The sequence below is a fragment of the Staphylococcus aureus genome (assembly GCF_001027105.1).
GTDB classification, from domain to species: Bacteria; Bacillota; Bacilli; order Staphylococcales; family Staphylococcaceae; genus Staphylococcus; species Staphylococcus aureus.
This window is the reverse complement of the sequence record NZ_CP011526.1, coordinates 2,682,927-2,701,027: the sequence shown is the minus strand read 5'-3', so window position 1 is coordinate 2,701,027 and position 18,101 is coordinate 2,682,927. Positions and strand designations below refer to the sequence as shown.

The following is an 18,101-nucleotide window of genomic DNA, read 5'->3' as shown; positions in this document are numbered from 1 at the left end:
GTAATTTAATCATTTTAGTGAATTCAATGCATCCTTACTAAACATTCAACTTAGTAGCGATGCATTTTTTCGCTTTATAAATGAAAATGTTAAAGCAATATGTCGTGGTATTTATATTTTTAAAGAAGAATCTTTTAGAATTACACATATATTACACTAGGTTTATTGAAAAAATATTGGTATTACTTTAATATTAAAGATGTATTTTGCATATAATATTTATCGTTTAGTTGTAAATTAACTATTTATAAATAAAAGGTGGATGGTATAGATATATTAATACAATAATTATTTTAAAAACGAAACAATTATAATGATTAAACATAAAGCCAATTAGCCAAATTTATATAAAAAAAGATTATACGCATAAACGAGAAAAAGTAATTTTAAAAATATGAAAACGATTACATTTAGACGAATAAAAATGAATTTTTACAAATTTTAACAAAATGAGTATTTTTGTATCAAAAAAGAGTTGTATTAAATTGAATAGTGGCATATATTATAATCTAATGAATGTAAAGATAATACAAGGAGTTATTACATGAGTAAAAGACAGAAAGCATTTCATGACAGCTTAGCAAACGAAAAAACAAGAGTAAGACTTTATAAATCTGGAAAAAATTGGGTAAAATCCGGAATTAAAGAAATAGAAATGTTCAAAATTATGGGGCTACCATTTATTAGTCATAGTTTAGTGAGTCAAGATAATCAAAGCATTAGTAAAAAAATGACGGGATACGGACTGAAAACTACGGCGGTTATTGGTGGTGCATTCACGGTAAATATGTTGCATGACCAGCAAGCTTTTGCGGCTTCTGATGCACCATTAACTTCTGAATTAAACACACAAAGTGAAACAGTAGGTAATCAAAACTCAACGACAATCGAAGCATCAACATCAACAGCCGATTCCACAAGTGTAACGAAAAATAGTAGTTCGGTACAAACATCAAATAGTGACACAGTCTCAAGTGAAAAGTCTGAAAAGGTCACTTCGACAACTAATAGTACAAGCAATCAACAAGAGAAATTGACATCTACATCAGAATCAACATCCTCAAAGAATACTACATCAAGTTCTGATACTAAATCTGTAGCTTCAACTTCAAGTACAGAACAACCAATTAATACATCAACAAATCAAAGTACTGCATCAAATAACACTTCACAAAGCACAACGCCATCTTCGGTCAACTTAAACAAAACTAGCACAACGTCAACTAGCACCGCACCAGTAAAACTTCGAACTTTCAGTCGCTTAGCTATGTCAACATTTGCGTCAGCAGCGACGACAACCGCAGTAACTGCTAATACAATTACAGTTAATAAAGATAACTTAAAACAATATATGACAACGTCAGGTAATGCTACCTATGATCAAAGTACCGGTATTGTGACGTTAACACAGGATGCATACAGCCAAAAAGGTGCTATTACATTAGGAACACGTATTGACTCTAATAAGAGTTTTCATTTTTCTGGAAAAGTAAATTTAGGTAACAAATATGAAGGGCATGGAAATGGTGGAGATGGTATCGGTTTTGCCTTTTCACCAGGTGTATTAGGTGAAACAGGGTTAAACGGTGCCGCAGTAGGTATTGGTGGCTTAAGTAACGCATTTGGCTTCAAATTGGATACGTATCACAATACATCTAAACCAAATTCAGCTGCAAAGGCGAATGCTGACCCATCTAATGTAGCTGGTGGAGGTGCGTTTGGTGCATTTGTAACAACAGATAGTTATGGTGTTGCGACAACGTATACATCAAGTTCAACAGCTGATAATGCTGCGAAGTTAAATGTTCAACCTACAAATAACACGTTCCAAGATTTTGATATTAACTATAATGGTGATACAAAGGTTATGACTGTCAAATATGCAGGTCAAACATGGACACGTAATATTTCAGATTGGATTGCGAAAAGTGGTACGACCAACTTTTCATTATCAATGACAGCCTCAACAGGTGGCGCGACAAATTTACAACAAGTACAATTTGGAACATTCGAATATACAGAGTCTGCTGTTACACAAGTGAGATACGTTGATGTAACAACAGGTAAAGATATTATTCCACCAAAAACATATTCAGGAAATGTTGATCAAGTCGTGACAATCGATAATCAGCAATCTGCATTGACTGCTAAAGGATATAACTACACGTCCGTCGATAGTTCATATGCGTCAACTTATAATGATACAAATAAAACTGTAAAAATGACGAATGCTGGACAATCAGTGACATATTATTTTACTGATGTAAAAGCACCAACTGTAACTGTAGGCAATCAAACCATAGAAGTGGGTAAAACAATGAATCCTATTGTATTGACTACAACGGATAATGGTACTGGGACTGTGACAAATACAGTTACAGGATTACCAAGCGGATTAAGTTACGATAGTGCAACGAATTCAATCATTGGGACACCAACAAAAATTGGTCAATCAACAGTGACAGTTGTGTCTACTGACCAAGCAAATAACAAATCGACGACAACTTTTACAATAAATGTTGTGGATACGACAGCACCAACAGTGACACCAATAGGAGATCAATCATCAGAAGTGTATTCACCAATATCCCCGATTAAAATTGCTACGCAAGATAACAGTGGAAATGCGGTGACGAATACAGTGACTGGATTGCCATCCGGACTAACATTTGATAGTACAAATAATACTATTAGTGGTACACCAACAAACATTGGTACAAGTACTATATCAATCGTTTCTACAGATGCGAGCGGTAACAAAACGACGACAACTTTTAAATATGAAGTAACAAGAAATAGCATGAGTGATTCCGTATCAACATCAGGAAGTACACAACAATCTCAAAGTGTGTCAACAAGTAAAGCTGACTCACAAAGTGCATCAACGAGTACATCAGGATCGATTGTGGTATCTACATCAGCTAGTACCTCGAAATCGACAAGTGTAAGCCTATCTGATTCTGTGAGTGCATCTAAGTCATTAAGCACATCTGAAAGTAATAGTGTATCAAGCTCAACAAGCACAAGTTTAGTGAATTCACAAAGTGTATCATCAAGCATGTCGGATTCAGCTAGTAAATCAACATCATTAAGCGATTCTATTTCAAACTCTAGCAGTACTGAAAAATCCGAAAGTCTATCAACAAGTACATCTGATTCATTGCGTACATCAACATCACTCAGTGACTCATTAAGTATGAGTACATCAGGAAGCTTGTCTAAGTCACAAAGCTTATCAACGAGTATATCAGGGTCGTCTAGTACATCAGCATCATTAAGTGACAGTACATCGAATGCAATTAGTACATCAACATCATTGAGCGAGTCAGCTAGCACCTCGGACTCTATCAGTATTTCAAATAGCATAGCCAACTCTCAAAGTGCGTCAACAAGCAAATCAGATTCACAAAGTACATCAATATCATTAAGTACAAGTGATTCAAAATCGATGAGTACATCAGAATCATTGAGCGATTCGACGAGCACAAGTGGTTCTGTTTCTGGATCACTAAGCATAGCAGCATCACAAAGTGTCTCAACAAGTACATCAGACTCGATGAGTACTTCAGAGATAGTAAGTGACTCTATCAGTACAAGTGGGTCATTATCTGCATCAGACAGTAAATCAATGTCCGTAAGTAGTTCAATGAGCACGTCTCAGTCAGGTAGTACATCAGAATCATTAAGTGATTCACAAAGTACATCTGATTCTGATAGTAAGTCATTATCACAAAGTACTAGTCAATCAGGTTCAACAAGTACATCAACGTCGACAAGTGCTTCAGTACGTACTTCGGAATCACAAAGTACGTCTGGTTCAATGAGTGCAAGTCAATCCGATTCAATGAGCATATCAACGTCGTTTAGTGATTCAACGAGTGATAGCAAATCAGCATCAACTGCATCAAGTGAATCAATATCACAAAGTGCTTCTACGAGCACATCTGGTTCGGTAAGTACTTCGACATCGTTAAGTACAAGTAATTCAGAACGTACATCAACATCTATGAGTGATTCCACAAGCTTAAGTACATCAGAGTCTGATTCAATAAGTGAATCAACGTCAACGAGCGACTCTATAAGTGAAGCAATATCTGCTTCAGAGAGCACGTTTATATCATTAAGTGAATCAAATAGTACTAGCGATTCAGAATCACAAAGTGCATCTGCCTTTTTAAGTGAATCATTAAGTGAAAGTACGTCTGAATCAACATCAGAGTCAGTGAGTAGTTCGACAAGTGAGAGTACGTCATTATCAGACAGTACATCAGAATCTGGTAGCACATCAACATCATTAAGTAATTCAACAAGTGGTAGTACGTCCATTTCAACATCGACAAGTATCAGTGAATCAACGTCAACGTTTAAGAGCGAGAGTGTTTCAACATCACTGAGTATGTCAACGAGTACAAGTTTGTCTGACTCTACAAGTTTGTCAACATCATTAAGTGATTCCACAAGTGATAGTAAGTCTGATTCATTAAGTACATCAATGTCGACAAGTGATTCAATCAGTACAAGTAAATCTGATTCCATTAGTACATCCACATCATTAAGTGGTTCTACAAGTGAAAGTGAATCCGACTCAACATCATCAAGTGAAAGTAAATCCGATTCAACATCAATGAGCATAAGTATGTCTCAATCAACATCAGGAAGTACAAGTACGTCAACGAGTACAAGTTTGTCTGACTCAACGAGTACATCATTGTCACTAAGTGCCTCAATGAATCAAAGCGGAGTAGACTCAAACTCAGCAAGCCAAAGTGCCTCAAACTCAACAAGTACAAGCACGAGCGAATCCGATTCACAAAGCACATCATCATATACAAGTCAGTCAACAAGCCAAAGTGAATCCACATCGACATCAACGTCACTAAGCGATTCAACAAGTATATCTAAAAGTACGAGTCAATCAGGTTCGGTAAGCACATCAGCGTCATTAAGTGGTTCAGAGAGTGAATCTGATTCACAAAGTATCTCAACAAGTGCAAGTGAGTCAACATCAGAAAGTGCGTCAACATCACTCAGTGACTCAACAAGTACAAGTAACTCAGGATCAGCAAGTACGTCAACATCGCTCAGTAACTCAGCAAGCGCAAGTGAATCCGATTTGTCGTCAACATCTTTAAGTGATTCAACATCTGCGTCAATGCAAAGCAGTGAATCCGATTCACAAAGCACATCAGCATCATTAAGTGATTCGCTAAGTACATCAACTTCAAACCGCATGTCGACCATTGCAAGTTTATCTACATCGGTAAGTACATCAGAGTCTGGCTCAACATCAGAAAGTACAAGTGAATCCGATTCAACATCAACATCATTAAGCGATTCACAAAGCACATCAAGAAGTACAAGTGCATCAGGATCAGCAAGTACATCAACATCAACAAGTGACTCTCGTAGTACATCAGCTTCAACTAGTACTTCGATGCGTACAAGTACTAGTGATTCACAAAGTATGTCGCTTTCGACAAGTACATCAACAAGTATGAGTGATTCAACGTCATTATCTGATAGTGTTAGTGATTCAACATCAGACTCAACAAGTGCGAGTACATCTGGTTCGATGAGTGTGTCTATATCGTTAAGTGATTCGACAAGTACATCAACATCGGCTAGTGAAGTAATGAGCGCAAGCATATCTGATTCACAAAGTATGTCAGAATCTGTAAATGATTCAGAAAGTGTAAGTGAATCTAATTCTGAAAGTGACTCTAAATCGATGAGTGGCTCAACAAGTGTCAGTGATTCTGGCTCATTGAGCGTCTCAACGTCATTAAGAAAATCAGAAAGTGTAAGCGAGTCAAGTTCATTGAGTTGCTCACAATCGATGAGCGATTCAGTAAGCACAAGCGATTCGTCATCATTAAGTGTATCGACGTCACTAAGAAGTTCAGAAAGCGTGAGTGAATCTGATTCATTAAGTGATTCAAAATCAACAAGTGGTTCGACTTCAACAAGTACATCTGGTTCATTGAGTACCTCAACATCATTAAGTGGTTCAGAAAGCGTAAGCGAGTCTACCTCGCTAAGTGATTCAATATCAATGAGTGATTCTACTAGTACAAGTGACTCCGACTCATTAAGTGGATCAATATCTTTAAGTGGTTCCACAAGTCTTAGCACTTCGGATTCATTAAGTGATTCAAAATCATTGAGTAGCTCGCAAAGTATGAGTGGATCAGAATCAACGTCAACAAGTGTGAGCGATTCGCAGTCAAGCTCAACAAGTAATAGTCAATTTGACTCTATGAGCATCAGTGCATCAGAAAGCGACTCAATGTCTACAAGTGATTCGTCTAGCATCAGTGGATCAAATTCAACGAGTACATCACTTTCAACATCTGACTCAATGAGCGGAAGCGTATCAGTTTCAACATCGACAAGTTTAAGTGACTCAATATCAGGTTCAACAAGTGTAAGTGACTCGAGCTCAACAAGCACATCTACATCATTAAGTGATTCAATGTCACAAAGCCAGTCAACAAGTACAAGTGCATCTGGTTCCTTAAGTACATCGATATCAACATCAATGTCAATGAGTGCTAGTACATCGTCATCACAAAGCACATCGGTGTCGACATCATTATCAACATCAGACAGTATCAGTGATTCTACTTCAATAAGTATCAGTGGTTCACAAAGTACAGTAGAATCAGAATCTACAAGTGATTCAACTTCTATCAGTGACTCAGAATCATTGAGTACATCAGATTCAGACTCGACATCGACAAGTACATCGGACTCAACAAGTGGTTCAACTTCAACAAGCATATCTGAATCATTAAGTACGTCTGGTTCAGGTTCAACGAGCGTATCTGACTCAACATCAATGAGTGAATCTAATTCATCGAGTGTTTCAATGTCACAAGACAAATCCGACTCAACATCAATTAGTGACTCAGAATCAGTGTCAACAAGCACATCAACGTCATTGAGCACATCCGATTCGACAAGCACATCCGAATCACTGAGTACATCTATGTCTGGTTCACAAAGCATTTCTGACTCAACATCAACAAGTATGTCCGGCTCAACAAGTACATCTGAATCTAACTCAATGCATCCGTCAGACTCAATGAGTATGCATCATACTCACAGCACGAGCACATCTCGCTTATCAAGTGAAGCAACAACGAGCACGAGTGAATCTCAGTCTACATTAAGTGCAACATCTGAAGTGACTAAACATAATGGCACACCAGCACAAAGTGAAAAAAGATTGCCAGATACAGGTGACTCAATAAAACAAAATGGATTACTAGGTGGCGTTATGACATTATTAGTTGGTTTAGGTTTAATGAAGAGAAAGAAAAAGAAAGATGAAAATGATCAAGATGATTCTCAAGCATAAATTGAATTTATAGCTGGCTAAAATTAAAAAGACTGAGGCACCAATCACTAGAAAAATCGATATAGGATTTTAATAATTAGTGATGAACCCTTAGTCTTTTTAATGTTTTTGATATAAAAGAGGTGCAACATGTTAAAACTTTTACAACAATACGAATATAAAATTATATATAAACGTATGCTATACACATGTTTTATCTTGTTTATTTATATATTAGGCACAAACATTTCCATCGTTTCCTATAACGATATGCAAGTAAAACATGAGTCATTTTTTAAAATAGCTATTTCTAATATGGGTGGAGACGTTAATACTTTAAACATTTTCACTTTAGGATTAGGTCCGTGGTTAACATCAATGATTATCTTGATGCTGATTTCTTATCGGAATATGGATAAATACATGAAACAAACAAGTCTTGAGAAGCATTATAAAGAGCGCATCTTAACATTAATTTTAAGTGTTATTCAAAGTTATTTTGTGATTCATGAATATGTTTCGAAAGAACGTGTTCATCAAGACAATATTTACTTAACAATATTGATTTTGGTTACTGGAACGATGTTATTAGTTTGGTTAGCTGACAAAAATAGTCGCTACGGCATCGCAGGACCAATGCCGATTGTAATGGTTAGTATTATTAAATCAATGATGCATCAAAAAATGGAATATATAGATGCAAGTCATATTGTGATTGCGTTGTTAATCATCCTTGTGATAATCACATTGTTTATCTTATTATTTATTGAATTAGTAGAAGTGAGAATACCATATATCGATTTAATGAACGTTTCCGCAACAAATATGAAATCTTATTTATCTTGGAAAGTTAACCCTGCAGGCAGTATTACTTTAATGATGAGTATTTCAGCTTTTGTTTTCTTAAAAAGTGGCATTCATTTTATTTTATCTATGTTTAATAAAAGCATATCAGATGACATGCCAATGCTGACATTTGATAGTCCAGTAGGTATTTCAGTATATTTAGTGATTCAAATGTTATTGGGTTATTTTTTATCGAGATTTTTAATCAATACTAAACAAAAATCCAAAGATTTCTTAAAGAGTGGCAATTATTTTTCAGGAGTTAAACCTGGTAAGGATACAGAACGTTATTTAAATTATCAAGCACGACGCGTATGTTGGTTTGGATTGGCATTAGTTACAGTCATTATTGGTATACCGCTTTATTTCACATTGTTTGTACCGCATTTATCTACTGAAATTTATTTCTCAGTACAACTGATTGTATTAGTTTACATCAGTATTAATATTGCAGAAACAATTCGTACATATTTATATTTTGATAAATATAAGCCATTTTTAAACCAGTATTGGTAAGGAGGTAATTATGAAATACTTTATTCCAGCTTGGTACGATGACCAACGATGGTGGCAAGACACGACTGTGCCGTATTATCAACTACAAAATAAGACGGAATTTGACGATATGATTAGTTTAATGGGAATGCACCTTGAAAATGACTTAGATTATCAACTGATTGTTCTCAATCATGCACCAAATTTAAGAACATTTTTACATCGATATGACTTATATGAGACAAAGTATTCGTCTGTGTTTGATGAAATTCAAGGATTCAGTCACCATGCGCCACAAGCGATTAATTATCATCACTTAAAATGGCCGGATGATGTTGAGTTTGTGTACACACCGTATTTATTAAAATGTGTGACGAGTGAACAGACCTATACAAATATTTATTTTAGTCAAGAAGGGTATTCAATTTGGTTTGAAGAATTTGAAAGAGATCAGTTACAACGGCGTTATATTTTTGATGACAGAGGTTATTTATCAGCGATACGTTATTTTGATGATCAGGGAGAGGCTTCTTACCAAGAATATTTAACGATTAATGGAGATTGTGTACTTCATGAAGATTTGAAAAATGGCAGAGTCACTGTTTCAAAAAGATATCAACATCACTATCAACAAACAGAATATAACAATATGGCTCAACTAATTGAAGAAAAATTTCAAGCAATGATTGCACAACAAATACATGAAGATGATCATGTGATTGTGGCTTCAGATGCTAGGCACAATCGACAAATAGCCAATCATATTCCAGCGAAATCATTAAGTTATTCATTTTTTAAAAATAGAAATGAAACTGTGTCAGATGAGGAATATCAATCTATCGTAAAGAATGCCCATTTAATTGTTGATAGTGTGCAACTAGAACGTGATTTAATTAGTCATCAAGAGAAGTATCAGCGGGAGAATACAATGATTCGAATCACACCATTTGAAACGAGACAATCACCTAATATAAGTAGTCAATTGATGGAAACATTTATAGGTGTATGGATAGATGGTATGAGTGACGCTGATTTGCAACAAATGATGCAACGACTTGTGGATTATATCGCACAGGAAGATTATTACCGTTTAATTTTATTATCGCGCCATCAAAATGACATACCGATGTGGCTTCGTGAATGTATTACGTCGGTAAATGAGGAATACCAAGCTAAACAGAATGCGGATGTTAATGTTTCAGCATTAATGACACCTGAAGATCAAGATGACATCATTGCTGTTAAGACGATACATGCTGAACATGATGTTGTAGAAGCATTGCGGACGTTGCGACTTGTGATAGATATGTCAAAAGAACCTGACTTGTATTTACAAATTAGTGCAATTAGCGCTGGGATTCCACAAATTAATGGTCAACAAACAGATTACGTCTCTGATTATGACAATGGCCGTATTATAAATACAGTTGATGAATTAGATGATGCGTTAAATTATTATTTATTTTATTTGAAAAATTGGAATTATGCGTACGCCTATTCTTTAAAATTAATAGATGCATATGCTTCTAAGAATATTATTAATCAGCTCGATGAGTTAATAGAAGGTGAAAATGATGCCACGTAAATTTAGAGTTTTGCAAATTGGAGGAGACGATTTAGAACCTATTTTTCAACACAAAAAAGGTGTGAGTTGGGATTACTTCGATATTGGATTGTTTGAATTTGATAGTGGTTATGTAGAGGCTATTGAAGCGATTGTTGAAGCAGAAGGGCGCTTTGATTTTATCTATATTCAAGCACCATACTCGGAGACATTAACGAATTTATTACAAATGATAAGCGAACCATACAATACGTATGTTGATGAATCATTTTGGTCAGTTGAATATGAACAAGACGAAAATGTCCAAAAATACGTTGTTCAACCATTACATTACCGGAATATTGAAGAACGTAATAATAAATTAGAGGCAGTTAGCTTCTCAGGACAGTATGGAGATAAGGTTTCTCCTAAGTTAGCACTTGTGCATCCGAATTTTAAAGGAGATGTCGTTTACCAAGGTAATTCAGAGCTCACATTGAGTGGAGAATTTGGGAAAGAATTTAAACCTATCGCATCTTGGCAAAATAATCTCGTTTACGATAAAGATAAAGTCATTCAAATATGGCCAGAATTTGATATTGATGGTGCGGTCGAGTTGCAATATACATTTAGATTGATTCAGACTGGCGCTGATGGTGCATTAATTGAACAAATCGTATTGACTGATGATATGTTAGACAGTCCTTTAGAGATACCTGCGAAACCATTTGATGCTTATATAAGTGTAACTGTTAAGGCGCGTGGGAACGGGACGGTACATTTAGGACCTATACACAAACGATGGTCTAGATTAGACATGGGTCAATTTTTACTTGGTGGTAGTCGTTTCGTAGATAGTCAACGACAGGAATTTATTTATTATTTCCACCCTGGTGATATGAAACCGCCACTAAACGTATATTTTAGTGGTTATCGAACAGCGGAAGGTTTCGAAGGATATTATATGATGAAACGTATGAATGCACCGTTTTTACTTATCGGCGATCCTCGTGTTGAAGGTGGTAGTTTTTATATCGGTTCATCTGAATATGAACAAGGTATTATCAATGTTATTGACGAGACATTAGAAAAGCTGAATTTTAAATCACATGAATTAATATTATCTGGTTTATCTATGGGTTCATTTGGTGCCTTGTATTATGGTGCTCAGTTAAATCCTCAGGCAATTATTGTTGGTAAACCACTTGTTAATATTGGAACGATTGCTGAACATATGCGATTACTTAGACCAGAAGAGTTCGGTACAGCATTAGACGTCCTGGTGTCTAATGAAGGTGATACATCTCAAGCGTCGATACAGGCATTAAATCAAAAATTTTGGCAAACATTTCAAAAGAAATCATTGTCACAAACTGTTTTTGCCATAGCATATATGCAACATGATGATTATGATCCACATGCATTTCAAGAGCTATTACCTGTATTGACAGCACACCAAGCAAGAGTGATGAATCGCAGTATTCCTGGGCGACATAATGATGATTCACCTACCATTGCAAGTTGGTTTGTTAATTTTTACAACATTATTTTGGAAGACAAGTTTGGGAGAGTTCAACATGCTGAAAAACAAAACATTTAAAGTTACTTGGAATTATATTTCACAAACTACATTTATGTATGGCTCTAAAGTATCATTTTCAAATGGTGAAGTGACTTTTATAAATCCTTTGATGCCCTCTGGATTACCGATTCATGAGTGGTTGATGTTAAAGCAATTTTCAAAATATAAAAGTGCGCCAAGTTTACCAATTTTGCGTAGAGGACAGCATTATAAATTGCATTTTGATTTTGATGCAACGCCTGCTGGTTCAGTGTATTTTATCATCATTTTTTATAATAAAAATGGCACAAAACTAAGTACTGAGATTGTAAAGTCAAATAGTATTACGATTCAATATCCTGATGAAGCCTATGCTTATAAAATAAAAATGATGAATGCAGCATCGACGAGTCTTATATTTAGATGTTTAACAATCACAGAGATGACGCATCAATATGATTTAGAGTATAAAAGCATGCGGGTGACGAAGATAGGCGATGACCAATATGGAAATGATATGATCAATGTCATTATTGCAGAACCATCTGACACCTATCCAACTATTTCGAATGATTTTTTGAAACTGTTTGGTCATGTTTGGCTCGTTGAACGTTGGATGGACGACAATATCGAGGGAAATATTAAGCAACTAAAGAATGATTTGCAAAGTCAAGATACCCTAAAGGCTATTAATTTGATTAGTTATGGGTCAAAGTCAAATGTTTTTGCAACTTATGTCGCTCAGCATTTGGGTTGCAAAGTGTATCGTACAAGCCATGAAGATGATGATTTAAAAGGATGGCTTACAGAACATGTCCCAGGAAATCATGAACTAAAAGATACAAATGTCGAGGTTTATTTTAAAGAAGAGCAAGACAAACATCTAAATTATATGTCACGTTTAATGAATCCAGTACGATTTTTAGATTACTTAGATGTATCGAAACTGAATGGTGGGGAAGTAAATGAAACATAAACTAGATGTTACGATAAACGAATTAAGACTAAAGTCGATTAGAAAAATAGTGAAACGCATCAATACATGGAGCGATGAAGTTAAATCATATTCTGATGATGCGTTAAAACAAAAGACAATAGAATTTAAAGAACGTTTAGCATCAGGAGTTGATACACTAGATACATTGTTACCTGAAGCTTATGCAGTGGCACGTGAAGCGAGCTGGAGAGTATTAGGTATGTATCCTAAAGAAGTTCAGTTAATCGGAGCGATTGTATTGCATGAAGGTAACATTGCGGAGATGCAAACAGGCGAAGGTAAAACATTAACGGCAACGATGCCTTTATATTTAAATGCTCTTTCGGGAAAAGGAACATATTTAATTACAACGAATGATTATTTAGCGAAGCGAGATTTTGAAGAGATGCAACCATTATATGAATGGTTAGGTTTAACTGCTTCATTAGGTTTTGTTGATATTGTGGATTATGAGTATCAAAAAGGGGAAAAACGTAATATATATGAACATGATATTATATATACAACTAATGGACGTCTCGGTTTTGATTATTTAATTGATAATTTGGCTGATAGTGCGGAAGGGAAATTTTTACCACAATTAAATTACGGTATTATTGATGAAGTGGATTCAATCATTTTAGATGCTGCTCAAACACCATTAGTTATTTCGGGTGCACCAAGATTACAATCAAATCTATTTCATATTGTGAAAGAGTTTGTAGATACATTGATTGAAGACGTGCATTTTAAAATGAAGAAGACCAAAAAAGAAATATGGCTGTTAAATCAAGGTATTGAAGCGGCACAATCATACTTTAATGTTGAAGATTTATATAGCGAACAAGCGATGGTCCTAGTGCGTAATATTAATTTAGCACTGCGCGCACAATATTTGTTTGAATCTAATGTCGATTACTTTGTATATAATGGTGATATTGTTTTAATTGACCGTATTACAGGTCGTATGTTACCGGGAACTAAGTTGCAAGCTGGACTTCACCAAGCTATTGAAGCGAAAGAAGGTATGGAGGTTTCAACAGATAAAAGTGTTATGGCAACAATTACCTTCCAGAATTTATTTAAACTTTTTGAATCATTTTCAGGTATGACAGCTACAGGAAAATTAGGCGAATCAGAGTTCTTTGATTTGTATTCAAAAATAGTCGTACAAGTACCAACTGATAAAGCGATTCAACGTATCGATGAACCAGATAAAGTGTTTCGTTCAGTTGATGAGAAAAACATCGCGATGATTCATGATATAGTTGAACTTCATGAAACGGGGCGACCGGTTTTACTCATAACGAGAACTGCTGAAGCGGCTGAATACTTTTCGAAAGTATTATTCCAAATGGATATTCCTAATAATTTACTCATTGCGCAAAATGTTGCAAAAGAAGCGCAGATGATAGCTGAAGCAGGGCAAATTGGTTCCATGACTGTTGCGACTAGTATGGCAGGTCGAGGCACAGATATTAAACTTGGTGAAGGTGTCGAAGCATTAGGTGGATTAGCTGTTATTATTCATGAACATATGGAAAATAGCCGTGTAGACAGGCAATTACGTGGTCGTTCTGGTAGACAAGGGGATCCGGGATCATCTTGTATATATATTTCACTAGATGATTATTTAGTTAAGCGATGGAGCGATAGTAATTTAGCGGAAAATAATCAATTATATTCATTAGATGCACAACGATTATCGCAAAGTAATTTGTTTAATCGCAAAGTTAAGCAAATTGTAGTTAAAGCGCAGCGTATCTCGGAAGAACAAGGGGTTAAAGCTCGTGAAATGGCTAATGAATTTGAAAAAAGCATTAGTATACAGCGAGATCTTGTATACGAGGAACGCAATCGAGTTTTAGAAATAGATGATGCTGAGAATCAAGATTTTAAAGCGTTAGCTAAAGATGTATTTGAAATGTTTGTAAATGAGGAAAAGGTGCTAACAAAATCGCGTGTTGTCGAGTATATTTATCAAAATTTAAGTTTCCAATTTAATAAAGATGTGGCTTGTGTTAATTTTAAAGATAAGCAAGCAGTAGTGACATTTTTATTAGAGCAATTTGAAAAGCAATTAGCTTTGAATCGTAAAAACATGCAAAGTGCATATTATTATAATATTTTCGTTCAAAAAGTCTTTTTGAAAGCAATTGATTCATGTTGGTTAGAACAAGTCGACTATTTACAACAATTAAAAGCAAGCGTTAATCAACGACAAAATGGGCAACGTAACGCTATTTTTGAATACCATAGAGTTGCCTTAGATTCATTTGAAGTTATGACACGAAATATCAAAAAAAGAATGGTGAAAAATATTTGTCAAAGCATGATTACATTTGATAAAGAGGGTATGCCAGTTATACATTTTCCATAAATGAAAAGGGGTAGCGCATGACAATATATAATATAAACTTTGGTATAGGCTGGGCGAGTAGCGGTGTTGAATATGCACAAGCTTACCGTGCTAAATTATTGAGACGTACAAATCAAGACACTAAATTTGTGTTTTTAGATTTTATACAGTCAGAGAACATACAGACATTAACGCAAAACATTGGGTTTAAAGATCAAGAAGTTATTTGGTTGTATCAGTATTTTAGTGATATTTCTTTAGCACCAACAACGTACACGTTAGATGACATTGAACGTGAGCTTGGTCATGACATTAGTTTTAGAGAAAGAAATGGTAAGATAGTCCGCCTATATTTTAATGGGAAATCATCATTTGTAACATGTTATCTGCAAAATGAACAAAAAGATATTGTGGATCGTGCAGAATTTGTAATTAATAGTATGTTAGTACGTAAAGATTTTTATAGTTATACGCGCATATTTTCTGAGTATTATGCACCAGCTGATAATAAAGCGAAATTATATATGCGACAATTTTATAATCAAGATGGTTCCATCGCTTATAACGAATATATTGATGGAGACAGCTCTATATATGTGTTTGAAGATGCGGTGTTGTATAACAAAACGGAATTTATTGCATACTTTTTACAACGATTGAATTTAACCCGAGACGATATTGTCATATTAGACCGCGCTTCTGATATTGGTCAGGCTGTTTTGCAGCATAAAGGTGATAGTAAAGTTGGTGTTGTGATTCATGCTGATCATTATAGTAATAATATGATGAGTGAGCAGCATATACTATGGAACAATTATTATGAATATCAATTTTCAAAAGCTAAATACATTGATTTCTTTATTACAGCAACAGATATTCAAAATCATATGGTTTGTCGACAATTTGAGCAATATCAAGGTTATCGCCCACGTGTTTATACTATTCCTGTGGGAAGCATTGATGCATTATCATATCCAACATTATCAAGAAAGCCATATGCGATGATTAGTGCATCTCGTTTAGCGAATGAGAAACATATTGATTGGCTTGTCAAAGCGGTTATCGTGGCTAAACGACAAGTGCCAGAATTAACATTTGATATTTATGGAGAAGGTAGCGAGAAGACGCGACTGCGTAAAATTATTGATACACACCGCGCACAAGATTATATTCGTTTACTAGGGCATGTTAAACTTGATGAAATTTATAATGATTATGAGTTATTTCTTTCTGCATCAACTAGCGAAGGTTTTGGGTTAACACTAATGGAAGCGGTAGGCTCAGGACTAGGTATGATTGGATTAAATGTGAATTATGGTAACCCAACCTTTATTCGAGATGGGGAAAATGGCTACTTGGTACCTTTTGATACCGACGAAGATAGTGTGGATGATGTTATCGCAAAACTAGCTCATGCCATTGTAATGTATTTTAACAATGGTCCCCAGACACCACATGACATCTCTTATGAAGTGGCACAGCAATTTATGACTCAAGATATTATTTTAAAATGGGAAACATTAGTTCAAGAGGTGCTACATGATTAAATTATTTGATTACTTTAACGATCATTCACGAAAGTTATATGAGTCTTTTAAAGCCAGTAAGTTGGAAGAAGATTTAACAATTGTACTCAATGACAATGGCTTTTTACCGGACGATGTTATATCACCGTATCAATTTTTTGCAGATAATCATAATACAGAAAATATGAAACCACGATTTTTTAATCAGGTTACTGTACCAGCTTTTTGGGAAATTAAAGGTAACAACAATTCGGCTACAATTAATGATATGGGACGTCTACGAGGTAAAATATTTTATCAAAGTGGAGAGCGCCCTAGAATTGTTAGTCGTGTCGAATGGTTTGATGACCAACAACGTGTCCGATTTGTCGATTATTATTCTAAGAATGGTATTAAATTTGCACAAACTGTTTACGATTTAAATCGTAAAGCGATCTTGAAGAAATATATGACAGCAGAAGGTAAAGAAGTGATTTATGAAAATTTTGTAACATCTGATGTCATATTGGATTGGCAAGGGAAGTCTTACTTTTTCCCTTCAAAGCTCGCATTCGCATTATTTTTTATCAAGCAACTTGAAATTACGGAACATCATTTCGTTATTAACTCACTAGCCCTACCATTTTCAGTGTTATATAATTTGCCATCAAAAGGTAGTGATGTTTTGGTATGGCAAGAACACTGTAATGGTAATGTCCCGGGAAATATGCAATTGATGTGTAAAGGTGATATGAAACGACATTGTAATATTATTATTCCAGATAAAAACGAATATGAAACGATGCTCAATATAGCAGACGCAAAGGTTCAATCTCGTATTTTACAAGGCGGATATCTATATAACTATCGTAGTCGTAATAGATATACTAAAGAAATTGTAATATTAACTAACTCGGATCAACTTCGTAACATCAAGGTATTGGTTGAAACTTTACCAGATTTTAAGTTTCACATCGCTGCTATTACAGAGATGTCTGATAAGCTAATGCAACTTGATCAATATGCTAATGTGCATTTATACCCATCTATTAATATTGACAGGGTAAATGAACTATACCAGTTATGTGATATTTATCTTGATATCAATGAGGGTAATGAAATTTTAAATGCGGTGGAACAAGCGTTTGACTATGAGTTGTTGATTTTAGGTTATCGTCAAACCGCACACCATGCTAAAGTAACATTATCAGAGCACTTATTTGAGCATAATGATGAGATAACAATGGAAAGTAAAGACCAATTAATACAAATGTTAGAAAGTTTGAAAGATCAACAACAGTTTCGAGATGCTTTATTAGCACAAAAAGCACATGCACACGAAATCTCGCGTGAACAATTCGAGCAAGTTTTTAAACAGGCGCTCGAAAGCTAAAAGGAAAAAGCAGTCTAAAATAAAACATCATTTAATATAAAAGATTTGACGTAATATGATGTTAGCGACATGGACAATATGATA

At 35.1% G+C, this 18,101-nt stretch carries 8 protein-coding genes; all 8 read left to right on the top strand.

From position 1 onward, the window contains the following. Positions 1–544: 544 nt before the first annotated feature. A complete protein-coding gene (gene sasA, locus AA076_RS13700) occupies positions 545–7,360 on the top strand; it encodes a serine-rich repeat glycoprotein adhesin SasA (RefSeq protein WP_000044533.1) in 6,816 nt (2,271 codons plus the stop codon). A gap of 129 nt (positions 7,361–7,489) precedes the next feature. Beyond that, the gene (gene secY2, locus AA076_RS13695; protein WP_000916119.1) at positions 7,490–8,701 is read left to right on the top strand and encodes an accessory Sec system protein translocase subunit SecY2; all 1,212 of its coding nucleotides are present in this window, start codon (positions 7,490–7,492) and stop codon (positions 8,699–8,701) included. Positions 8,702–8,711: 10 nt separating this feature from the next. Next, positions 8,712–10,265, top strand: a complete 1,554-nt coding sequence (gene asp1 / locus AA076_RS13690; protein WP_000873197.1) for an accessory Sec system protein Asp1 — start codon at positions 8,712–8,714, stop codon at positions 10,263–10,265. After that, positions 10,255–11,823, top strand: a complete 1,569-nt coding sequence (gene asp2, locus AA076_RS13685; RefSeq protein ID WP_001137474.1) for an accessory Sec system protein Asp2 — start codon at positions 10,255–10,257, stop codon at positions 11,821–11,823. Before asp1 ends, asp2 begins: the two co-directional genes overlap by 11 nt. Next, positions 11,801–12,760, top strand: coding sequence for an accessory Sec system protein Asp3 (asp3, locus tag AA076_RS13680; RefSeq protein WP_000916742.1), 960 nt, complete (start codon positions 11,801–11,803; stop codon positions 12,758–12,760). The genes asp2 and asp3 overlap by 23 nt, the downstream gene beginning before the upstream one ends. Next, a complete protein-coding gene (gene secA2 / locus AA076_RS13675; RefSeq protein ID WP_000680947.1) occupies positions 12,750–15,140 on the top strand; it encodes an accessory Sec system translocase SecA2 in 2,391 nt (796 codons plus the stop codon). The genes asp3 and secA2 overlap by 11 nt, the downstream gene beginning before the upstream one ends. 17 nt (positions 15,141–15,157) lie before the next feature. Then, positions 15,158–16,666, top strand: a complete 1,509-nt coding sequence (gene gtfA / locus AA076_RS13670; RefSeq protein WP_000158433.1) for an accessory Sec system glycosyltransferase GtfA — start codon at positions 15,158–15,160, stop codon at positions 16,664–16,666. Further along, positions 16,659–18,017 carry an accessory Sec system glycosylation chaperone GtfB gene (gene gtfB, locus AA076_RS13665; protein WP_000593153.1) on the top strand — a complete coding sequence of 453 codons (1,359 nt, stop codon included), beginning with the start codon at positions 16,659–16,661 and terminating at the stop codon, positions 18,015–18,017. Before gtfA ends, gtfB begins: the two co-directional genes overlap by 8 nt. Positions 18,018–18,101 lie beyond the last annotated feature (84 nt).

Excerpts from the sequence above, each read along its gene's own strand:
- sasA (WP_000044533.1), top strand. The coding sequence starts at position 545 with ATGAGTAAAAGACAGAAAGCATTTCATGACAGCTTAGCAAACGAAAAA.
- secY2 (WP_000916119.1), top strand. The coding sequence starts at position 7,490 with ATGTTAAAACTTTTACAACAATACGAATATAAAATTATATATAAACGT.
- asp1 (WP_000873197.1), top strand. The coding sequence starts at position 8,712 with ATGAAATACTTTATTCCAGCTTGGTACGATGACCAACGATGGTGGCAA.
- asp2 (WP_001137474.1), top strand. The coding sequence starts at position 10,255 with ATGCCACGTAAATTTAGAGTTTTGCAAATTGGAGGAGACGATTTAGAA.
- asp3 (WP_000916742.1), top strand. The coding sequence starts at position 11,801 with ATGCTGAAAAACAAAACATTTAAAGTTACTTGGAATTATATTTCACAA.
- secA2 (WP_000680947.1), top strand. The coding sequence starts at position 12,750 with ATGAAACATAAACTAGATGTTACGATAAACGAATTAAGACTAAAGTCG.
- gtfA (WP_000158433.1), top strand. The coding sequence starts at position 15,158 with ATGACAATATATAATATAAACTTTGGTATAGGCTGGGCGAGTAGCGGT.
- gtfB (WP_000593153.1), top strand. The coding sequence starts at position 16,659 with ATGATTAAATTATTTGATTACTTTAACGATCATTCACGAAAGTTATAT.